The sequence below is a fragment of the Aureispira sp. CCB-E genome (genome assembly GCF_031326345.1).
Taxonomy (GTDB): domain Bacteria; phylum Bacteroidota; class Bacteroidia; order Chitinophagales; family Saprospiraceae; genus Aureispira.
The window spans coordinates 5,294,984-5,317,738 of record NZ_CP133671.1; the positions used below are offsets into that span (position 1 = coordinate 5,294,984).

Genomic DNA, 22,755 nt, shown 5'->3' on the forward strand with positions numbered 1-22,755 from the left:
ATTAACATTAGCTAAATAATGCTTTAAATTTTTGAATTTTGTATCTAGAGACTTTGGCTTTAACCTGGTTTTTCAGATAAATAATATAAGCCCCATTGTTTAAGCTTTCCACTTGATTCAAATTAACTAGCCAAGACTTATGTGTTCTAAAAAAAAATTGAAATTCCGATAGCTCTTTTTCAAACTGCCCCAAACTTTTGCTGACTAAATAATCGGTTGCATCATCAAAGTAAATTTTAGAATAAGCTCCTTCTGCTTCTATTGCAATAATTGAAGCAGGTACAATAAACTTGTTAAATATTTTAATTTTGTTTTTAAACGATAAATTTACTCCCCTGTTGAGTGCTTGATATTCTTCTGAGTCATTCAATAATTGATAATTTCTTTCCACCTTCTGCACGGCTTGTTTTAACCTATCAATATCAATAGGTTTTAATAAATAATCCGTAGCAGATAACTCAAATGCTTTAACAGCATACTTATCATAAGCGGTCACAAAAATAATTTCAAACGATTCACAATCTACAAAATTAACAATTTCATAACCAGCATAGTTAGGCATATCTACGTCCAAGAAAACCAAATCAATTTTATTTTTTTTAATAAAATCGACACCATCCATCAAATTATCAAAAACCCCAACTATGCTAACATTAGGTAAAAAACGATCTGCTAATAGACAAAGATTTTCTTGTGCGCTAGCCTCATCGTCAATAATTATTGTTTTTAGTTTGCTCATAATTCACCTACTTATTTGATTCCTGTCATTCGTTGATAGACTTCTTACGCTCCTACTGCTTTACAAAAGGTATAATTACCACTACTTTTGTCCCTGTAGCGTGGTTGTCTTCATAAAGATCTTCATAATGAAATCCAATATTCTCTACATTCATTTTTCGTTTCAAAAATTCAAATCTTTTCCTTAGAGCCTCCAATGCAAATGATTGGTGTTTTTGGTTCCGACGTTTATTAATTTGCTCGGCTGCTTTTCGACCAATTCCATTGTCAACAATAGTACATTTTAGCACCTCATCCAACTCAAAATCAATCGTCAATAATTTATCTGATTTTTTGTGCAACAATCCATGTTTCAAAGCATTTTCTAACAGCGGTTGTAACAACATCGAGGGCACCATTATATTTCCAACCTGATTCGTTTTGATGCTATAATTAAAATTATCTCTAAATCTTAACTTTTCTAATGTCAAATAATTTTCAAGCAATCCAACTTCTTCTTCAAATGAGATCAAAGGTCTTTCCGAAAACATTAAAGTTTGCCGCACCAAATCTGCAAACTTATTGATATAAGAATAAGAATTATCAACATCACCTTTTAACACCAAAGTTTGAATAGAATTTAAGGCATTAAAGATAAAATGAGGATTCATTTGAGATTGTAATGCTTTGAGATTGGATACTAATATTTCATCATTTTTTCTTTCCTCCAATTCACTATAAGCTGCATCCAGTTCCATTTTTTGCTGTCTGATAACTTTCATTCTAGAATAAATAATCATCAAAGCCACCACCACTACCAATAAGATCAATAAGGCACTCAATACAATATAACCAAGTCGTTTCTTCTCCACCTCTGTTCTCAAAATCTCATTTTGATGTTCAACTTCTTTTATTTTTGCTATTTTTTCAAATTCATATTTAGCCGATTCTTGAAAAATCTTTCGTTCAAACGATTTCATTCTTAAGCTATCTCGAGTATTAGCATATTCATTTAAAAAATAGTTTGCCTTTTGGTAGTGTTTTTTTTCCTCATAGATTTTTGTCAGTTTCCCAGAAGCAGCCTCTATTCCACTATAAAAATTAAGCGTTTTAGCTATTTTATAGCTTTCTAAAGCATACTTCTCTGCAAGGTCATAGTCCTCCTCGATTAATTTTAACTCTGCTAAGCTGTTGTTAGCAACAATAATATATTCCAAACTCCCATAAATATTGGCTATTTCTAAAATATGTTGAAATTCTGTTTCGGCTCCACCATAATCTTTCTGTATTACCTTAATCTCCCCCATTAGTAAATGCACCTGCAAAGCATCCAATTTTGCTCCAGCTTTATCAAAATTTTTCAGAGCTTCTACACAATTTTCTTCTGCTTCTTCCAAACTATCTGCCAAGACTAAAATTTTTCCTTCGGAAACCAAAACAGATCCAATTATTCTAAAATCATCATTTTCTCTAGCAGCATCCAAGGAAATTTGCAAAAAATTAAGCGCCTCTTTTCTAGTCCCTAATTGTAGATGTAAACTTCCAATGTTTAAGCTAGCATTAGCAATTCCACTCAAATCCTTAGAAGCCTCAGCTAATTTTAAAGCCAATGAATAGTAGTCAATTGCTTCTCGAATATCTCCTAAGTTTTCACTGATACCAGCCAAAGCATTGTATATTTTGCCCTGCCCTTGTATATTATCAATTTCTGTAAAAATATCTAACGCCGTTAAGTATTCTTTCTTGGCATTTATGTAATCACCATCTTCGTCATAAAAATACCCCCTATTCCCATAAGCTATCCCTTTATAATAAATACATTTTTGATATTCTATAGAATTAGGTGAATACTGAGCAGCCAATTTTTGCGCAAGATCCAACAAAAAAGCATTGTACCTAGGCCATACCTCTTCGTTCCAACAATTATCAATCAAATCTTCCAATACTTTCAAGCGGATAGTATCGTGTTTTGAATTATGGTAAGCCTCCATACTTGTCACCAACACAAGAGAATCATTTTGCGAAAGACGAATGGTTTCTAACGAATCAATTAGAAAATACTCCGTATCATTAAATTTAGATTGTGCCCCCAAGTTTAATTGTAATAACAAGAGGACTCCTAAATATATATATTTCATTTACAGTTTATTTCTTGGACAATGTAACACTCAAACCTCATAAAAATATTGTATTAAACACGACAGTGTTAGCATATGGTACTCTATGGGCTTTTGCTTTGTACTACTCAACAATCTTAGTTAACAAAAGTACATTCATACCAACCTAATAATCAAAAGCTTAACACAAAACACAATAAAACTACAACTTATTAACTATCAGCTATATAGCAAACTAACAACCTTATTTTTATTTATCATTTTTGAGGTTTATTCAATTTTTTAAAATTCTCTTTTTACAGCCTAATTTACTACTTTTTTTAAAGTTTTATTTATAAAAATATTTTTTTATAAGCTACTAAAAGGTGCATAACTGAGACATTTAGACTCAACTCATTGACTATTAAGTAATCGTTCAAAAAAACAACAAGTACCACACAGTAGCAGCGCAGTTAAAACAGCCTTCTTTTTGCGCTACTCTTCAATCAGAAAAGCTTGTCTTAACTCGCTAAGCCTTCCTTTTTTTTCTTTGATTAGCAAAAGAATAATTCCATTTTTTGTTCTTATTTTTTCTAACCTCTTACTTAAATTAAAAAAATCGGCAGAAAAAAAATTTCCTACCGATTTGCAAATTTATATTAACGAGTTTTTTCTCTTTAGATTACTTTCTAATTACAACGAGAATAGCACGATATTTTAAGCTACTGCTTTGGTTACTCTACTCGTATTTTTCTTGTAAAACTAGCATAACGACTACTTACTTTGATAAAGTAAATTCCCGATACATAACGATTTATATCAAAATCTATTTCATGGTAAGCGTTGGACGCAATACTTGTATTATAAGACGCTACGACTTGCCCCAAAGCGGTTATAATTTCAATTTGATAACGATCGTCTTTTGCTACCTGAAGGTATACCGTATTGCTTTCTTTATGTAATACTGTTGGAAATAATTTCTGTACAATGGGAGTTTCTACAGTCAACGATTGCACTTCTGTATAAGTAGACGTCCCATCAAAATCTACTTGTTTTAATCGGAAGTAATGCACTCCTGGTATTAAATTAGGTACTTTATAATCATAATACTGTGCTGTAGTCGTTGTTCCTGCTCCATTAACATATCCAATTTGATTAAATTCTGGTGCACCAGTACTAGGCAGTGCATGTTCCACTTCGTAACCTGCATTATTCAACTCACTTGATGTTGCCCAATTTAACACACCTGTATTTTTACCTTCTAGTTTTGCCGTAAAATACAACAACTCTACAGGCAATGGATCATTCATCAAGAATTGATAATCCTCCACCTCTCCATTCGTACGTCCCCCTTGAAAGTCTCCTATTTCTAGAGGATTGTCATCTAAACGAATTCGGATGTTCACCAAGTTTGTTGCAACACTGGCTGGAGAAGTCACAACGACTGTTGTTGTAAATGGTCCTCCTGGCACCGCTACTGTTCCTGAATAAAAATCGTCATAAACACCATCTGCATTCCAATCAATCCACATTCCATACGAAACATTATCTGCCACAACTGAATTTAAATCTAAATCTACATTATACACCGTTGAAGGCATCACCGTCCTTGGAAAAGCACCGGGTGTATTCGTTCCCAATTCCATTCCATCATCAAAACTATCACCATTCACGCCTAAAGCGTTGTTTTCAAAGTCGGTATTGGCTCCCAACCAAACATCTGTTGTTCCATCCAGTACATTATCACTATTCGCATCTCTAATTGCTCGATGATACACTTCTCCATATATTGCTGGAGCATCTCCATAATCTTTATTGACATCTAGTATTGTAATGTAAACTGTTGCAGTATCACATACTTGAGGGCTTCCATTGTCACATACACTGTATACAAATTCATCGTTGCCACTAAAGTTAGGATTAGTTGGCGTATAACTATATGTTCCATCTGGATTTAAAGTCAAACTACCGTTGGTCGGACCTGTCACTAATGACACCCCACCAACTTGATTATCGCCCTCTACATCCGTATCGTTTGTCAAAACATTATCATTTAATGTTGTTCCTTTGTCTACAAACTCTTCATCATCTATCGCATTGGTACTGTTGTACAATCTTGGCAAAACGTCAATGGTTACCGTTGTTTGTTCGCAGGTGATGGGTGCTCCGTCATCACAAGCCGTGTAAATATATTCTACCACACCTATGAATCCAGCAACAGGATTAAATGTATACGTTCCATCTCCATTTTGAATTAAAGAACCTGCTGTTGATACTGGATTTCCATTTCTATCTACTCCTCCAATTGTAGTTAATGCGCCTATCCCTACAGTAGCATCAACAACGCCATCACCGTCTGTATCTGTTTGAATGTTTCCTGTTACCAAAATATTATCACCATCTGGATCATTGTCATTCGAGATCACTTGACCGCTTACCGACACACCATCATACGTTGTATTGACATCTGGTGCTAAAGCCAATTCTCCATTGTCTGTCGTTGGAGCAGGTTCTACATCAATAGTTACTTTGGCTTCTGTACAAGCTTGCGGTTGTCCATTGTCACAAATATCATATAAATAGGTCACCTCTCCAACAAAACCTGTCGTTGGTACAAAGGTATATGTTCCATTCGCATTTTGAGTCAAGGTTCCTGCATTTACATTGGGAGTACCATCTTCATTAATTCCACCAACTGTTGTTCCTACTCCCAACCCAATTACTGTTTCTGGAGTACCATCACCATTCGCATCAATCTCAACTCCTGTCAATGTTTGATTATCTTCTTCTTGATCGTAATCATTGGTTAAGACATTACCAACAATGGTTACATTGGTTGGTGTTGTGTTAATATCATTGGTCGCATACGTTGTATTGCCCTCTCTCCAATCACGCTCAACTGTAATCTCATTTTTAGCATCTGGATGAGAGTTTGGATTCAAACCAATATTAGTTGCATTGGTATTCGCTGTATTATTATCATAACCATCCAACAAGCCGTCACCATCTACATCAGCCGTACCACCTGATAAGCCTGTATTCGCATTTGGACTATCGGCACCATTTACAACACCATCGCCATTGGTGTCGTGCCCTTCAATAACATCTGGAATACCATCATTATCAGTATCCAAATCTAGATAATCTGGATTATCTGCTGCACCATCTTGATTGTTGGGTATAATACCAGAACCCGCTCCTCCAAATATCGCATCGTTGCTATCATAAATATCATCTATCCCATCTCCATCGGCATCGTTATTAACAGGAGCAACATAAGTCCTTGTTCCTTGCCCTTCCGTATTATCAACAATGCCATCGTTGTCCGCATCTATGTCCAAGAAATTATAATTGTTATCACCATCTTGGTTGTCATTTGGATAGCTATTCGGTGCACCGTCACCATCCGTATCAGCTCCTGTTCGTGTAGTCGCATTCGCACTATTGGCTCCATTCGTATCGGTTCCTACTGCCAATGCATTGGTTGGATCACCATCAACCACATCATTAAAGCCATCTCCATCGGCATCGGCATAAGCATCTTCTTGACCATCTCTATTCGCATCTGTTCCGCCTGCTTCTTCGATATCCAAAATACCATCGTTGTCGGCATCCAAATCCAAATGATTGTATACATTATCCCCATCCAAATCACCGTTAGGCATACTGTTTGGTTTCCCATCACCATTGGTATCTGCCCCTGTTAATAACAAGGCATCTGATGTATTCGCTCCATTCGTATCCGTTCCTGCCGCTAAAGCATTCGTTGGATCACCATCGACCACATCATTAAAACCATCATTATCGCTGTCGGCATAACTATCAGCACGACCATCACCATTTACATCAGTACCACCAGCCTCTACTACATCTGGAATGCCATCATTGTCCGCATCTAAGTCCAGATGATTCAATAAGTCATCTCGATCTGTATCTCCAGTAGGGTATGAATCTGGAACTCCGTCACTGTTCCCATCTACGCCTGTTTGTACCAGTGCATTTGCTGTATTCGCTCCATTTATATCTGTTCCTAATGTTAATTCATTGGTTGGATCACCATCGACCACATCATTAAAGCCGTCACCATCCGCATCGGCATAATTATCTGCACGTCCATCTCCATTCACATCGGTTCCACCAGCTTCTACCACATCTGGAACACCATCGTTATCCGCATCTAAGTCTAAGTGATTTAATAAGCCATCTTTATCGGCATCTTTATTTGGATAACTATCGGGAATTCCATCGGCATTACCATCTCCATTGGTAATAACCAATACATTGGCAAGATTTTCAGAATTACCATCATTTCCTACATCACCGTCAACAATATCATTCCAACCATCATCATCCGAATCTGCATAATTATCAACACGACCATCTCCATTAATATCTGTCCCCCTTGTTTCTACCACATCTGGAATGCCATCGTTATCAGAATCTACATCTAAGAAATCTGGCAGCAAGTCATTGTCTGTATTATTATTAGCAATATCTACTCCTAGAGAAGCCGTTGGGATAAAAAAGTTTAAGTTGCTAATACAAGAAGTAAAGTCGCAAAAGTTTACATCTGCATTGGCTTGTAAAGTGATTGTGATAATTCCATCATCATTCCAAAGGTTCCAATCAGCTTGTGGGATTGTAACTGTAAAGTTCATCCCTGGACTAGAGCAATCGGTATAAGTAGGATTGTCTGAATTTTGACGATTAAAAGTGCCTCCAATTGGCGTTCCTCCTTCTCCTGCCAATGTAAATTGTTCAAAATCTGCTCCATAATCACCTTGCAATGTGAACGTAAAATTAACAGGACTAGTGACATCAACGGTTCCAGAGTTAACTTCTATAACATGTGAAGGAGAAGGAATTCTATTACAATTCATCATTTGGAAATTGTGCAAGGCTCTCACATTTCTAATACATGAAACATTGGTACACAAGTTGACATCTACATTGGCTTGAATCGTTAGATTGACAACATTATCATCATTCCATCTATTCCAATTTGCTTGGGTTATTGTAATGATGAATTGCATTCCATTAACATCACAATCTACATAAGCAGGATTATTAGAATTTTGTCTATTAAAAACACCCCCAATACTTACTCCTTCTTCTCCTGTTACAGTAAACGCCTCAAAATCTGCCCCATAATCTCCTTCTAGATCAAATACAAGAAACACATCAGAACTTGCATCTATATTGCCAGAATTAAAAACAATATTATGGGTAGGTGCAGCAACAGTTTGACAATCATCGGCTGCATTGTATTGTATGGTTCCTGTTGTTATCGGAACTCTAGATGGATAGGTAAACTCGTCATCATATACATCCATCAATCCATCTCCGTCAGAGTCTGTAGTAATATCTATTAGTCCATTTCCATCCGTATCAACCCCACCAGCTTCTACTAAATCGGCAATACCATCGTTATCAGCATCTAAATCAAAGGAATTGATAACAGCATCTCCATCGGCATCAAAGTTATCATTGACACCATCCATATTAGCATCCACAAATCCTGGGAAATTAGGATCTAAATAATCAGGAATGCCATCACCATCCAAATCTAGTAAAGGGTCTATGGGATGTTCTATCAGATCCAAAATACCATCATTATCATCATCAATGTCTATATCATCAGCGATACCATCACCATCCAAATCACAGTTAGGCGTCGTTCTAGCAAAAGGGATAGAAGATACATCATAAGACCAAAACCAAGTATTGATTGTTCTTGCATTTCCAAAATCATCGCACAAAGGAGCTGTAGTTGTTCCATTTCCTGAAGTAGGTCCAGGAACGGCAAATGTTGCTCCACCATTCCACGCATGTGTAGGGCCTGCCGCCCCCTCTAGCATATTTGTTGTAGCTACTCCTATTCCTGTGATATTGTCGGTAGCTTCGACACCACAAGTTCCAAAATCAGCCACAGTAGCATCGTCCCAATATAATTTTCTGGTACCCAAGGAAGGAAAAATTGCCGTTACAGAAAAACCATTGATATTTACTTCTGCATCATGCATTGGTATATTGGTTCGTCCTCTAAACAGTGTGACTGTAATATTAAAGCTAATATTGCCATTGACTGGAGCTCCTAAACCATCTAATCCATTCCAATTGATTACATGATTGCCTGACGTTAAGTCATAAATTTCTATAATTCGATCGGCTGTTCCAGCTTGAAAACCAGCTGTTCCGTTTAAATCTAATAGTATCGCAATATCCCCTGGATCAGGAACAAACAAGGGAATAAAATAATTGCCTGGGCAACCATAAATTTTGCTAGGAATAACTGGCGCACTAGAAGGAGGAGCGACAGCAAATATATTGGTATCTGGCACTGTCAAAAAAACTTCATATCCATTAGTTAATGGTGGAGCCGCAGCACCTGTATATTCACTAACTCTATCTACAGCAAAGTTGCCTGTATTCCTAATTCCATACTTATTCATTGCTAAGATATACCCCAATGGTCTAAAACCTGGCTCAAAATTAACCCTCAAAACTGAACTGTCGGCAGTATATGCATAATAATCTCCTTCGTAAGAAAAAGCGGAATTGGGTGCAAATGCAGGATCAGCTGGATCATAAGTAATGAAAGACCACCGTTGACAATGCAATCGCCCTGAATAAACGGTATTGTTTGCCTCCGCTACGGTAAAATCAAAGTAGGGAAAAAACATTTCGCTAGGGGCTCCCCCCACTACTGTAGTAGCTCCTCCATCAGTACTTCGGTACAACTCTACTCGATAATCTCCATTGACAGTTGGATTAAAAACAATAGGAGGATATCCCGCTGGGTTGAGCCCATTTACATTGGGACCTGCTACCGCTTGTGCATAGGTTGCAATAAATCCTGGTCCAGCTACAGGGATTGGTGTGGGAGGAACTACCTCTACCCCAAGCGGATCTACAATTCTATAAAAACCATCTGTGACAGGTTGGTTGGTAATTCGTTCCCAAGCATTGAGTCCCAAATAAAGGTTTTCTACAGTATGATCGTTGATGCTTATTTTTAGAATATTTTCTGAAATAGCGTCTCTATATGGTCCCATGCCAAGATCAAATCGCACAAATAATGCGGTGCCATTAGTATTGTTGGGCATCACAGCTGATGTTCCTTCTGCTCTCAAATTTTGATTCTCAAACAAAAGAAAAAAACAAAGGCACAACATCATTACCTTATAATGTACTACAATAAAGTGTATCTTTTTTTTCATAATTTTCTTTTTTTCTCTGTAAAAATTATTCCCTTAGTTAAAATCAGCAATTCTAACGATAAACAGAATTATATGATAAAATAAGATTTAAGTTCATTGAAAAAGGAACGTACATTTACTAAAAAGTAAACGATGTACGACAAATTAGTAGAAATAGTATCCAAAGAGTTTCACCAAGTTCCAGACCATCGAAAAGGACATACAGAATATTTGCTACATGATTGTTTAATGGGAGCATTTGCTATGTTTGGTCTAAAAGATCCATCATTATTGAGTTTTATAGATAATGCCATTCATCGTAAGGACAATTTAGAACAAGTCTTTAAAATTAGTAAGCTTCCAACAGATAATGGGATGCGAAAAATTTTAGATGCTGTCCAACCATCTGTTTTTCAACCTACTTTTAAAACAATCTTTGAACATTTGGAAAGGCTCAAAATACTCGAAAGTAGAAGATACTTAGACCAACATTTGCTAGTAAGTGTTGATGCCACAGGTACATTTTCTTCCAATAAGATTGGTTGTTCTCAATGTTTAACAAAGAAAAGAAAAAATGGTACAATAGAACATCATCACCAATTGTTAGCAGCGAGTGTAGTTCATCCTAATTTCAAGACCGTTTTTCCTGTTTTTGGAGAAGCAATAACGCGGCAGGATGGTTCAAAAAAGAATGATTGTGAACGAAAGGCATGTAAACGATTATTTCCACATTTACGCAGCATACTGCCAAAAGAAAAGATCTTAATTCTTTTAGATGCTTTATATGCTGATGGTCCAACTATTAAAGCACTTCAAGCACAAGATATCCAAATGGATTACATCATAGTAATCAAGGAAGGATATGTTTTGGAACAAGTTAAGCAACTTAGAAAAAAGGATAGTTTGCATCAGTGTCAATACCAGAAAAATGAAAAGACTCTGTGTCGATACAGGTGGGCATCTAACCTCATTCTAAATGGCGCAAACCAAGATATTATCGTAAACTATTTAGAATACGAAGAATATGATTTAGAAAAAGATAAAGTGGTTTATTCCAATAAGTGGATTACCAACCTAACTTTGACTAAATCAAATGTTTCATCTATTGCCACAGCTGGAAGAGCACGTTGGAAAATTGAAAATGAGACATTTAACACCTTGAAGAATCAAGACTACAATTTGGAACATAATTATGGTCATGGAAAATTCTACTTGTCAACAGTATTTGCTTTGATTATGCTATTAGCATTTTTTGTTGACCAGATTACAAGGGCTGTTGATGAAAGTTTTGAACAAGCCTTAAAAGAAGCAAAAACATTGCGTGATTTAAGGCAGAAAGTTCGAGTACTCTTTGATTTTATTCCTACTATTTCAATGAACTTAATCTATCAAATAATCGCTAGAAAGGTCAATATTCGACCTCAATTAGAATAGCTATTTGATATTATTATTATTTAATATATTTTCTTACATCGTTAGAATTGCTGAGTTAAAATATAATTCATCATCAATAATAATATAAAACATTATCACATATAATAATAAATAATATTGTTATATAAAAATTATACCTGTTAATTTATGCGGAAAAAATAGTTAATTCCAATTGTCATTGTCAAGCAGAGGTTCTTGTCCAAATTATAACTGACCTAAATATTGGAGCAAAAGATTATAGTAGGCTCCATCTTATGAGAATTAACTTCTAATATTCTAAAAATGATTGTTGCTTCAAGAACATTTATAAAAGATGTTCTAACAAATTTGATCGATCGTTAAGCAATGTCAACTGTTCTTTCTTAACTAATTCAATATAGGTATTTTAAGAATATTAGTGTTGTGAAGTAAGCTAAATGTGTGATTGATATAGTGTAGTAAAGTACTCCCTTTTGCAAGGAATCAATATAGGGTACTGGAAAAGTATCCTAATATCGTATTTTGAGGTTTTATAAAAATAGAAACAACATCCTATAAAATCATTACTCCGTCGAAAATCATATTAACTTGATTATCAGAAAGATACACTCTATCAATCTTTATACTAAAAGACTAATAATCAGCGGCGAAGCCCTCACACAGTACCACGAAGTAGCAGCGAACCGAGCTGTGCGAGCTCACGACCGAAGGAAGTAACAAAGCTAAACTAATGCAAGATACTTTTTTATGTTTTTACTTCGTGCGCCTGCGGGTTCGTAGAAAAACTAAAAACCAACAGAGTATTAATAAAATGATACAGTAGTCATTAATTTTGTCTACTTTTATCAAATCTCTAGCACTTGCAAAATTCAAAAAAGAAACTAGTTGTAAAATCTAGAGTCACTATTTTATTTTGTTATGGTTGATTGATCACTAAAAATAATTATGTTTGGTATTCATTTCTATTTTTGTGCTACTCTTTTTGCATCTACCTTTTGTCATCCTAATAATATACATTAATTTTATATTAATTGCAAGTTTTAGGCAACATTATTTAGCTGCGCTGTTATCCAGACAAAAGCTTCTATTTTATACCAGATCAGAATATATCTCTGATTAAAAACCTGTCATCAATACTAAAAAGCAAGCATACAATATGAAACGTTTTTCTTCTTCTAATCTATCTCCACAGATTATTCAAATGTTACAAGAAAAAGGTATTGACCAACCTACAGAAATTCAAGCCAAAGCAATTCCTATTCTATTAGAACATCAAGGAGATTTTGTGGGGCGTTCGGCGACTGGAACTGGTAAAACATACGCTTTTGGAGCACCTCTGTTGTCTAGGATTAATACCAATGAAGGAAAAATTCAAGCAGTAGTTTTGGTTCCTACTAGAGAACTTTGTGAACAAATTGGCAACGAACTGATAGCCCTAGGCAAATACATTCCTAATCTAAAAATTAAAGCTATTTATGGGGGCTCCTCCCTAAAAAGTCAAGTACACGAATTGAGCAATGGGGTACAAGTTTTGGTTGCAACTCCTGGTCGACTGATGGATTTAGTCAATCGAAGGGTTATTTATTTATCTACCTTAAAATTCGTTGTTTTTGACGAAGCCGATGAAATGTTATTAAGAGGTTTTCAAAATGATATTGACCGAATATTGGCAACTACTGACCGCCAATACTCTACTTGGCTTTTTTCTGCAACTATGCCTAATGAAATCAATGGTTTGATAAAAAAATACCTCCACAAAACACTAAAAAAAATTAGTATTGATAAACATATAACAACCAATAGCAGCATTCAGCACTGGGCAGTAGAATTAAAAGCAATCGACAAATTAAATACTTTGCTGTATTATTTGACACGTTTTGGTAATCAAAAAGGCACCATTTTTTGCCGCACAAAATCAGGCGTACAAAAACTTTACAAACAACTCTCTGCCAACAAATTTTCTTGTGGTGCTGTGCACGGTGATTTACCACAAGGTTTGCGAAACAAAATCATGGATCAATATAGAAATGGTCATATCAATCTCTTAATTGCAACCGATGTGGCTGCTAGAGGTTTAGATGTAGAAAACGTTTCTTTTGTTATTCAATATCATTTGCCTGACACGGCTATTGCTTATACACATCGAAGTGGGCGTACCTCGAGAACAGGAAACAAAGGGACTAGCCTTACTTTTATTTTTCCTGAAGAGAAGGCTAAATTACAATTAATAGAACAAGAACTTAAGCTATCTATCAACTACCTGCCTCTTCCTTCTGTCAAGGATCAATTGGTCAACAAGGCGATTTTGTGGGGAAGAAAAATTGCAAAAGAAAAACCCTTAGGAGATTTACTAGATCAAGCCAACAAACAAGCTTTTAAGGAGGAACTGCAACATTTATCTAAAGAAGAATTGCTAGAAAAATTATTGGCTACTTATTTGAGGGAACAATAATTGTACAATTGAATGCTCATATAGATAGCCCCTTGCGCAAGCTCTATTGACCAAAGGCATTTTTTTTGGCAAGGTCAAATAATTCTGGAAATTCTGGATCATCGCAAATTAACAATAAATATTCAAAGGTATCTTTGGGAAATTCTCCTTGTGCAACTAGTTTGCCGAGTATTTCCATCCAATCGGAAGGCTCTGGCGCATCAGAAGGGCAACTAAAAATAGATTCAATTTTTTCAATGATTTCACTAGAATTGGGAAAACGAACAAGCCCCTCAACTAAAGTCTCCCAAGCAATTTGAGGCGAATCATACACTTCTGTTAATGTGCCCAACAATGCATATAACCTAGCTTGATACGCTTCTGGAAATTCATCTTGATGTTCATATATTAAACCAATATAGTCTTTTGCATATTTTTGTATTATATCATAATCCTCCATGTAGGTCATCCAAAAATCCAACAGCTCCAAATTTCGAGCATTCCGTTTTAGTTCTTGAGATAAAATATTTTTTATTGCTTCATTATCTCCTGCCTTATCTAGTTCTTTCAATTTAATCGTTAAATCCATTTTTACTCTATTGAAACCTTTTCTTAAAAAACCTTCATTTTATAAGAATTGATAAATTTTCTACGTTTTTTCACATCCTTTTCTGTTGCTAAATAAGACAAAATAAATAGAAGCTCTTGGGAAGAAAACTTTAAAATACTTCCCCAAATATTTATCTCACCAAAACCTGTTTTAGTATTTATCCACGTACCAAATTTGTAATAGAGGTTTTGTTTTTCCAGCAAACGCTTATTCTTAAGATTTAAACAAATAAATGTATCGTTTGAATATTGTCCTGACGTTGTTTGTTCAAACACTTCTTTAATATCCTCCCATTTTATAAAGCTAGGTTGATGGTATATTGCTTTTAATCCGTTTTCGTTTATTGCTACCAATGGTCTATTATCCAAAGTCATATACAAAAAAAACAAACAAAAGCCGTCAAAAAACATCCCAGCAATTATAATGATTCCTAGAATATTTTTGGTTTCTTGAGTAATCCCTATATAGGCAAGTAGAGCTGTTAGAAATCCAAAAAGTAGGATATAGAGTAAATTGCTATTCTTTTTTCTATAAAAATTTAGGGCAAAAATTTCCATGAAGTAGGCAATTAGCTATATTAAATATAATACAACTGAATTCTATGAGATCCGTTGACATTTAAAGCAACGCATTTATCAAGGTAATAGTTCTACCGTTGCCACAATACCATAATGATCTGCTAAATCAATTTGTTTTCCTTTGTGATCGGCTTTAAGTCTCAACACTTTTTGTTCATAAATATTCGTTTGTGTTGCCCTCGCTTGCAATAAGACATAATCCAACTGAATACCCTGACTATGAGTGTTCCAAGAATTTTTATTGTCAATTGTATACGGTTCTTCCTCATTCAAAGGGTAATCCTTCACTCCGATTGTTTCTATCATTTGAGTGTATTTAGGGACATTAGATTTTCGGGTATTCATATCTCCCATAACCAACACGGGAACCTTTTCATTAGCATGCTTGTCTAACAAAGTTCGAATATCTTGGTATTGTAATGCTCTAAACTTTTCAGCAGCAGTGGAACCGCCAGATTGAAGGTGCGTTCCTGCAATTTGAAACAAAAAACCTTCTTTTTCGACCTCTACCAACGTACATCCCTTAGCAGCCCAAACATCTTCATGGGCTCCTTTTGCATAAATAACATGGTCGATATATTTCATTGGAATTTTGCTTACGATAAAAATTCCATTACTGGTTAACCGCCCTTTTTCAATACGGGTATCTACTTGGTAGGGATACATTTCTTTTAGCCCCTTTTTTAACTTGCGTTTGATGTCTCGATCAAATACCTCTTGAAATACAATCACATCATAAGGTGCATTTAAACAATGCTCGATAATCCATGGTGCTCGGATACGTTGTTTTTTTCTCAAAGCACTAGAAAAAATCCCTAAAGCATTGGGCAACATTTGAATATTCCAAGATACTACTTGAACCTCAACTCCCTTGTTAGAAGCATCTGTTTGTCCAAAGCTGGTTTTTATTCCCATTATGCCAATCAGACACAACAAACAAAATTTACATCCACTTTCCAGAATTTTTTTTCTTAGGTGTTGTTCTCTTTCTTTTTTTCTTTTTTTCAAAATAAATATATTTATGCAAACTATAAGTAACAGAAACGCCCATAAATGTATACCAATCTTTTCCAGAACTTCCTCTCGGCGTGTATGCTTTTTCTATCTGATTTCCAGACTCATCATAGCTTCTATTCGATAAATTTGCTGCCAAAAGACCATTGCCATTTCTCAATTCATCTAAGGGCACATAATCGCCACTAACATCATCCAAATAGTCTGTAAAAGTTTTTCTTAACCCAAATTCAAAGGTAAAATTGAACCGTTTGCTTACACAAAATTTAATTCCGCAACCAAACGGAATAGCCACCTCTACCAAACTATACTTGGGACCATAGCCTTCCATTCCTTGCCCCTCTGTCCCCAAGGGTTGTAAATAATGTTTTGTTGATTTGTAAACCGTGGTAGGGTTAAAATGAAAAACGCCAATACCCGCAAATACAAAGGGGGTAATAGGTTTAAAATTTCGTTGAGGATGAAACGGCAAAATATTGACCTGTGCCAAAGCAGAAAATTCTAAAATATGAGAATGGAAACTTAAATTTCGCTGTCTACGACCAGAATCATAACTAGAATTTCTATCATCTCCCCTAATCTGCCCCCAAATAAGGTTTCCCCGAACAGAAATCCGATCGGTAAAGTTATATTGATACGTTGCCCCAAGCGCAAAACTGGTTCCTAAAAAATATTCTTGTGGAGGAACTAAATCTCCTAAATAATTGCTTACTCCCATTAGAACGCCAACTTCGCCATATTGGGCATTCATTCTTAATGTTGTTATCAATAAGAATAAAGATAGTAAAACTACTTTCATGTATTTGTGTTTGTATTTGTGTTTGGTAATTATTGATCCAAGATACTGTTGTATCAAAAGCTTGCAAAGATAGTTCCTTACACTTTAAAGCAATGGTTTTTAGTTTACTTTTTATACTTTCGATGTTTTAATCATCTACTAAAACCATGCTAACAGCACTCAAGCCAAGGATATAAGTTTCCTCTGAACAACATAACATCACCTTCTAGAGGCAGCTATTTCCTTTTCACAAAACTACAACGTTAATTTAAGTGTTTTTATTCCTATAAAAGCCAACAAAGATAAAGTCGATTTCATTTGATTTTATAACTTTACGCACAAAACAGATTACAAAATAATACACAAAACACAACAAACTTCCTATGGAAAAGAAACCAACCATTTTAATCTCTAACGACGATGGTATTACAGCACTTGGCATCAGAAATTTAGTCGAAGTTGCCCAAAAATTTGGCAATGTAGTCGTAGTAGCGCCAGACAGCCCGCAATCTGCACAAGGGCATTCCATTACCATTGAAGACCCTATCCGTATTCACAGTTCTGATATTTTTGGTCCCAATGTTCAAGCCTATGAATGTACTGGTACTCCTGTTGATTGCATCAAGTTGGCTAAAAATGTTGTCCTAAAAGATCAAGACATAGATCTCTGTCTTTCGGGCATCAACCATGGTTCTAATGCCTCTACCAATGTCATTTATTCAGGTACCATGTCAGCAGCAATGGAAGCATCTATGGAAGGAATTCCTGCCATTGGTTTTTCTTTATTAGATTTTGCAGCCAATGCTGATTTTACAGCAGCCAAACACTTTGTAGAACAAATTGTATCCAAAGCATTGTCAGAAGGATTGGGCGAGACCTTGCTATTGAATGTCAACATTCCTAAATTGCCTTTAGAAGCCATCAAAGGCACTCGCATTTGTCGTCAAGCAAAAGGATATTGGTCAGAAGACTTCCAAAAAGGAATGGATCCAATGGGACGTGCTTACTACTGGTTGACAGGCAAGTATGTCTACGAAGATGAAGGGGAAGATTCTGACATTTGGGCCTTAGAAAATGGCTATGTTTCTATTGTTCCTGTTATGCATGATTTGACACATCATCAAGCTTTACCTAGTTTAGAACACTTTGGCAATTTGTAGTTTTTGCTGTTTCTTGTAACGAAGTTAAAATTTCGTATTATAACTTAACAACAATTCATTGTCTGCAAATTACAAACTGGAGTTCTGCAAGTAACAAATTTTGCAGAACATACCTTACAAAAACACATTATCTATGTTAAAAAATAAATTTATTAATGGGCTTATGGTAGGAATCGTAATTCCATTGATTGCTTTTCCTATTATTTATCTCTTTGACCAATCTTTAGTTAGTTCTGAGTCTGTTAATATAACAGGCAATGATCATTTTCTTTGGACAGGATTTAAAACAAGTACTTTGGTACTCATGGCTTTTTGTTGCAACTTAATTCCTACTTATTTTGCCAACAAACGCTACCTAGAAGAATTCATTCGAGGAATTATGGTACCAACAATCATCTATTGCTTTATTTGGTTCTTTTACTTCAAAGATAATTTTCTCTAACGATAGGCTTTTTTTGACTAGATTATGAATCTTACAATTTCCTGCTTTTGTCTAAAAAAAGTAGGTTTGTGTCAAAGTAATTCCATAACATACAAAATCTACATCTTTTAAATATGTACATTCGACCAAGAAGAAATAGAAAAAGCGCAGCAGTACGTTTTCATGCACAAGAAACCCATTTACACGCAGGACAATTAATTTATCCACTTTTTTTGTACGATGGTAAAAACATCAAGCAAGAAGTTCCTTCTTTGCCTGGAAATTACCGATGGTCTTTGGACCAACTTATTCCTGAAGTAGAAGCGTGTCTAAAACTTGGAATTACAACCTTTGTTTTGTTTCCTGCGGTAGAAGAACATCTAAAAGACAACATCGCTAGTTATAGCTATGCTGAAGATAATTTTTACCTCCATGCTATTTATACACTCAAACAAAAATTTCCAGAATGCTGTATCATGACAGATGTAGCAATGGATCCTTATAGCTCTGATGGGCACGATGGTTTTGTTTTGAATGGAGAAATTATGAACGATGAAACACTACCTATTTTAGCTAAAATGTCTGTGGCACAAGCACAAGCTGGAGCAGATATTTTAGGTCCTTCCGATATGATGGACGGACGAATAGGTTTTATGCGGGAAGCTCTGGACGATGCAGGGTTTACGAATGTTTCCATCATGTCGTACACCGCCAAATATGCCTCTGCTTTTTATGGTCCATTTAGAGATGCACTGGATTCTGCTCCAAAAGCTGGTGATAAAAAAACCTATCAAATGAATCCTGCTAACAAGCAAGAAGCTCTGCTAGAAGCTCAGTTAGACATGCAAGAAGGAGCCGATTATCTAATGGTTAAGCCAGCCTTGCCCTACTTAGATATTATTCATTTGTTAAAAGAAAATGCAGATGTTCCTATTGCCGCCTACAATGTTAGTGGAGAGTGTGCGATGTTGATTGCTGCTTGTCAAAATGGTTGGTTAGACTTTGACAAAGCCATGCCAGAAATGTTGATGTCTATCAAACGAGCAGGTGCCGATGTTATTTTGACCTATTTTGCCAAAGCTTACGCTGAAATGTTAGTACAAGGAAAAGGTTTTAAAGGTTAATTGTTGCTGCAAACGTTCAAAAGAAAACATTTAAGAGAAAGAATAAGTACTTGGTATGGTATTTATTCTTTTTTTTATTGGCTCAATTTTTTCCCAATCTTGGTAAGTGACCTAGTATACTATAACAATCATGACTCATTTTAAGCCTTTTTTATTCGCTCTATTCATTTTGTTGAACACTAATATTTTATTTGCTCAAACAAAGAAACAACTTTCAAACTTCTACCAAAATTTTGACTCTATTAAATTTGAATTATTACACTTATACACAGATGGCTTACAAGCAACAGCCTCCTATTCTTCTAATAGTAGTTATCCATTCAAAGGAAAGAAAATAAACCCTCCTCCCCTTCTAAAAAAGGTACTTAAAGTCGATCATACCAATGATTGCTTTGCCATTTTTCGATACTCCATTGCACCTCAAATTGAAGGGTTAATACTTAGGGTATACGATCAAGAAATGCAATCCAACACAATACACAATCTCATTTACAATACCTCAACACAAACCATCAGGGAAAGCATTTTATTAGCACACGACTATCAAGCCGAAGGTGGCAGTGGCGCAACTCAAAGCTGGATACTTGATTTAGATAATAACCATCAATTAGATATTCTAACACGTAGTTATTACGACAAGTACGAATACAAAAATGCTTCTGAAGAGGTACATTTAATACATCGTGAAAACAGCTATTTAAACATTGTAAAACAGAGTCATTTTCAAAGAACACCCGTCCAAAATGAAGACTTACAACAACTCATAGCAAACGATTTTCCTTACCGCCCTATTTACGCTCCTTTTATGAGTGAAGACACTCATAAAAAATTACTCAACAATATAAAAAAAAGCGGTTTGGTCATTCCTTCCGAAACGGATTAAGTTGCTTTCTCTTGAAAGGAGCTTACGGCAAAGATTAAAATCAAACTTAATCCTCCTGACAGCATAAAGCCATGAATAATTGGCAAAAGAGTTCCATCATAACGCAACCCAATCAAGGTTCCAATAACAACTGCTACGAAGGTAGATACTGATCCGACAATAGCTGAGCCTATTCCCGCAATATGCCCCAAAGGTTCCATTGCCATGCTGTTTAGGTTTCCAAAAAGAATCCCGATGCAAAACAAGGTTGTTATCAAATAAACCATTGTCAACCATAAGGGCATTGCTGTCCCTAAATTAGGCACAAGAATCGCAAAAGTTATTGCAATCAAGACTAAAGTACTAATCGCTGTTTTTACCATCATTTGCGAGCCATAACGCATCACCATTTTGCTATTAAAAAAAGAGGCAAAACCAATAGACATCGCCAATATGCCAAAGTAAATTGGAAACTGATCGCCCAAATGATACTGATCTTGAAAGATTTGCTGTGCTGAATTGAGAAACCCAATAAAAGCGCTCGAAACCAATCCTGCTGTAATGGTATATCCTAAGGCTACTTTGCTCGAAAAAATCTCTATCAATGAACTTCCTATTCGTTTGAATGAAAAAGGAATTCGATTTTCAACGGCTAATGTTTCGTGCATTCTACTACCAAACCAAAGCAAAATAAGTAAAGCCATTGCCATAATAAATATAAAAATGGCTTTCCAACTTGCCACTAATAGAATCAATTGCCCTACTCCTGGTGCTACGGTTGGAACTAAAATAAAAATCATCATAACAAAAGACATTACTTTTGCCATTTCTCGACCTTTGAATTGATCTCTGATCATTGCTAAGCTCACAGTTCTTGGGCTAGCCAAGCCCAAACCTTGTATGCCTCTTCCGATAATCATTGTTGTCAAATTAGTTGCCCAAATAGAGATCAAACTTCCTATCACAAAAATGATTAATCCTCCATACAAAGGAAGTTTTCGACCAGTACTATCCGAAATAGGTCCATATATCAATTGCCCTATTGCTAGACCAAAAAACAAGGCAGATATGGTTAGTTGATTGCTATTAGGATTGGTGACGCCCAAATCGGCTCCTATAGTAGATAAAGCAGGAAGCATGGCATCTATAGACAACGCTGTCAACGACATCATCATGGCCATTAAAACTATAAACTCTCCAAAATTCATTTTTTGAGTTGTGTTAGGGATAGTTGAGGATTTTGCTGTTTTTTGTTCGGTTGTTATTTGAGATTCCACTAAAATTATTTTGTTTGTTATAAAGATTTAGTAGTTAGTTACGCTGTTACAACATATTTTGAACCGACTACTGAAAGATATGGAAGAAACACTATTCAATTGAATAAAGTTTGGAATATGCTCTTTATTTTTATTTTTATTACATTTATTGTATCTAATGATTCCTCAAAAAGCTGTCCCCTGTTTTTTCATCATAAAGTTTCTTTTAATTATTGACTAATGTAATACACCTACACCGTCTGCTTATAAGAAGTAAGTAGTCAAAAATTTTGTTTATCAAACAAGTTAGTCGACTATCATTTCTCAGAACTAAAAAATTAAAGTAAATGCAAAAAACAGTTTACGGTCAAGCTAGACTTTCTATCATCCCTATTCGAGCCAATGCTAGTCATAGTAGCGAAATGGTCAGCCAATTATTATACAATGAAACGTACACCATCTTAAAACAAGAAGAGGATTGGCTGTACATTGAATGTTTGCACGACGGCTATAAAGGTTGGATAGCTGAAAATCAAGTGCACTATATTTCTCAAGAAATCTTTGACACGCCATTCAAACGATATAACCCCGATTTAATTGAGTGGGACCAACAATTGGAACTCAATTTATTTATGGGTAGCCCTTTTTATGATCTTGCTCCTAGTATTGTACCTCCTATAGAACGAGTTTGCAATGCTGCCAAGCAATTTTTGAATAGTCCCTATCTTTGGGGCGGGCGCACAGGTGCAGGGGTTGATTGCTCTGGTTTGGTTCAAGTTGCGTTTAGAATGGGCAATATCTTGCTACCTAGAGATGCCTCTCAACAAGCCAAAGTCGGAAAAAAAGTTGCTTGGGAAGATCGCCAGCGAGGAGATGTAGCCTTTTTTAAAGACAAGACAGGAAAAATCACCCATGTTGGATTGCTTTTGAGTCCAGATACCATACTACACGCTTCGGCTTGGGTACGTATTGACAAAATTGATTCAGTAGGTATTTTTCATCAAAATATCTGCACTCATGAATTATCTTTAATAAAACGTATGCGCTAATTATCTAATAACAAAGCTGTTGGAAAAAACTTTCAAAAAAAATTGTT

General features: G+C 35.6%; 15 protein-coding genes. 7 read left to right on the plus strand and 8 right to left on the minus strand.

The window, feature by feature from the left end; translation table 11 throughout:
* Window positions 1–7: 7 nt before the first annotated feature.
* From QP953_RS20720 to QP953_RS20730, 3 genes are all read right to left on the minus strand, one after another.
* Window positions 8–739, minus strand: a complete 732-nt coding sequence (locus tag QP953_RS20720; RefSeq protein ID WP_309552828.1) for a LytTR family DNA-binding domain-containing protein — start codon at window positions 737–739, stop codon at window positions 8–10.
* Window positions 740–791: 52 nt separating this feature from the next.
* Entirely contained in the window at window positions 792–2,855 is a 2,064-nt protein-coding gene (locus QP953_RS20725; protein WP_309552830.1) for a histidine kinase, read from the minus strand.
* Window positions 2,856–3,547: 692 nt separating this feature from the next.
* The gene (locus tag QP953_RS20730) at window positions 3,548–10,033 is read right to left on the minus strand and encodes a cadherin-like domain-containing protein (protein WP_309552831.1); all 6,486 of its coding nucleotides are present in this window, start codon (window positions 10,031–10,033) and stop codon (window positions 3,548–3,550) included.
* Between the two features lie 132 nt (window positions 10,034–10,165).
* Between QP953_RS20730 and QP953_RS20735 the strand changes: the two genes are divergently transcribed.
* Window positions 10,166–11,446, plus strand: coding sequence for a transposase (locus tag QP953_RS20735; protein ID WP_309552833.1), 1,281 nt, complete (start codon window positions 10,166–10,168; stop codon window positions 11,444–11,446).
* Window positions 11,447–12,581: 1,135 nt separating this feature from the next.
* Complete coding sequence (locus QP953_RS20740; RefSeq protein ID WP_052599862.1) at window positions 12,582–13,877, plus strand: DEAD/DEAH box helicase; 1,296 nt, start codon at window positions 12,582–12,584, stop codon at window positions 13,875–13,877.
* Window positions 13,878–13,920: 43 nt separating this feature from the next.
* On the opposite strand, the gene QP953_RS20745 is transcribed toward QP953_RS20740, so the two are convergent.
* The 4 genes from QP953_RS20745 to QP953_RS20760 form a co-directional block, all read right to left on the minus strand.
* A complete protein-coding gene (locus QP953_RS20745) occupies window positions 13,921–14,445 on the minus strand; it encodes a hypothetical protein (RefSeq protein WP_309552835.1) in 525 nt (174 codons plus the stop codon).
* 23 nt (window positions 14,446–14,468) lie between these two features.
* On the minus strand, window positions 14,469–15,023 hold the full coding sequence (locus QP953_RS20750) for an STM3941 family protein (protein WP_309552837.1): 555 nt from the start codon (window positions 15,021–15,023) through the stop codon (window positions 14,469–14,471).
* Between the two features lie 78 nt (window positions 15,024–15,101).
* Window positions 15,102–15,959 (minus strand): endonuclease/exonuclease/phosphatase family protein, encoded by an 858-nt coding sequence (locus QP953_RS20755; protein WP_309552839.1) that lies wholly within the window; start codon window positions 15,957–15,959, stop codon window positions 15,102–15,104.
* A gap of 28 nt (window positions 15,960–15,987) precedes the next feature.
* Complete coding sequence (locus tag QP953_RS20760) at window positions 15,988–16,857, minus strand: DUF6089 family protein (RefSeq protein ID WP_309552840.1); 870 nt, start codon at window positions 16,855–16,857, stop codon at window positions 15,988–15,990.
* 362 nt (window positions 16,858–17,219) lie between these two features.
* On the opposite strand from QP953_RS20760, the gene surE reads away from it, so the two are divergent.
* From surE to QP953_RS20780, 4 genes are all read left to right on the plus strand, one after another.
* Window positions 17,220–17,996 (plus strand): 5'/3'-nucleotidase SurE, encoded by a 777-nt coding sequence (gene surE / locus QP953_RS20765; protein ID WP_052599852.1) that lies wholly within the window; start codon window positions 17,220–17,222, stop codon window positions 17,994–17,996.
* Window positions 17,997–18,129: 133 nt separating this feature from the next.
* Entirely contained in the window at window positions 18,130–18,438 is a 309-nt protein-coding gene (locus QP953_RS20770; RefSeq protein WP_052599851.1) for a hypothetical protein, read from the plus strand.
* Between the two features lie 113 nt (window positions 18,439–18,551).
* Window positions 18,552–19,541: a porphobilinogen synthase gene (gene hemB, locus QP953_RS20775; protein WP_309552841.1), complete on the plus strand. Its 990-nt coding sequence runs from the start codon at window positions 18,552–18,554 to the stop codon at window positions 19,539–19,541.
* Between the two features lie 130 nt (window positions 19,542–19,671).
* Window positions 19,672–20,424 carry a hypothetical protein gene (locus QP953_RS20780; RefSeq protein WP_309552842.1) on the plus strand — a complete coding sequence of 251 codons (753 nt, stop codon included), beginning with the start codon at window positions 19,672–19,674 and terminating at the stop codon, window positions 20,422–20,424.
* On the opposite strand, the gene QP953_RS20785 is transcribed toward QP953_RS20780, so the two are convergent.
* Window positions 20,421–21,680, minus strand: coding sequence for a multidrug effflux MFS transporter (locus QP953_RS20785; protein ID WP_197043944.1), 1,260 nt, complete (start codon window positions 21,678–21,680; stop codon window positions 20,421–20,423). The two genes, QP953_RS20780 and QP953_RS20785, sit on opposite strands and share 4 nt — an antisense overlap.
* A 326-nt stretch (window positions 21,681–22,006) precedes the next feature.
* Between QP953_RS20785 and QP953_RS20790 the strand changes: the two genes are divergently transcribed.
* Window positions 22,007–22,708, plus strand: coding sequence for a C40 family peptidase (locus QP953_RS20790; RefSeq protein ID WP_309552843.1), 702 nt, complete (start codon window positions 22,007–22,009; stop codon window positions 22,706–22,708).
* Window positions 22,709–22,755: the final 47 nt, after the last annotated feature.

Excerpts from the sequence above, each read along its gene's own strand:
- QP953_RS20720 (WP_309552828.1), bottom strand. The coding sequence starts at position 739 with ATGAGCAAACTAAAAACAATAATTATTGACGATGAGGCTAGCGCACAA.
- QP953_RS20725 (WP_309552830.1), bottom strand. The coding sequence starts at position 2,855 with ATGAAATATATATATTTAGGAGTCCTCTTGTTATTACAATTAAACTTG.
- QP953_RS20730 (WP_309552831.1), bottom strand. The coding sequence starts at position 10,033 with ATGAAAAAAAAGATACACTTTATTGTAGTACATTATAAGGTAATGATG.
- QP953_RS20735 (WP_309552833.1), top strand. The coding sequence starts at position 10,166 with ATGTACGACAAATTAGTAGAAATAGTATCCAAAGAGTTTCACCAAGTT.
- QP953_RS20740 (WP_052599862.1), top strand. The coding sequence starts at position 12,582 with ATGAAACGTTTTTCTTCTTCTAATCTATCTCCACAGATTATTCAAATG.
- QP953_RS20745 (WP_309552835.1), bottom strand. The coding sequence starts at position 14,445 with ATGGATTTAACGATTAAATTGAAAGAACTAGATAAGGCAGGAGATAAT.
- QP953_RS20750 (WP_309552837.1), bottom strand. The coding sequence starts at position 15,023 with ATGGAAATTTTTGCCCTAAATTTTTATAGAAAAAAGAATAGCAATTTA.
- QP953_RS20755 (WP_309552839.1), bottom strand. The coding sequence starts at position 15,959 with ATGGGAATAAAAACCAGCTTTGGACAAACAGATGCTTCTAACAAGGGA.
- QP953_RS20760 (WP_309552840.1), bottom strand. The coding sequence starts at position 16,857 with ATGAAAGTAGTTTTACTATCTTTATTCTTATTGATAACAACATTAAGA.
- surE (WP_052599852.1), top strand. The coding sequence starts at position 17,220 with ATGGAAAAGAAACCAACCATTTTAATCTCTAACGACGATGGTATTACA.
- QP953_RS20770 (WP_052599851.1), top strand. The coding sequence starts at position 18,130 with ATGTTAAAAAATAAATTTATTAATGGGCTTATGGTAGGAATCGTAATT.
- hemB (WP_309552841.1), top strand. The coding sequence starts at position 18,552 with ATGTACATTCGACCAAGAAGAAATAGAAAAAGCGCAGCAGTACGTTTT.
- QP953_RS20780 (WP_309552842.1), top strand. The coding sequence starts at position 19,672 with ATGACTCATTTTAAGCCTTTTTTATTCGCTCTATTCATTTTGTTGAAC.
- QP953_RS20790 (WP_309552843.1), top strand. The coding sequence starts at position 22,007 with ATGCAAAAAACAGTTTACGGTCAAGCTAGACTTTCTATCATCCCTATT.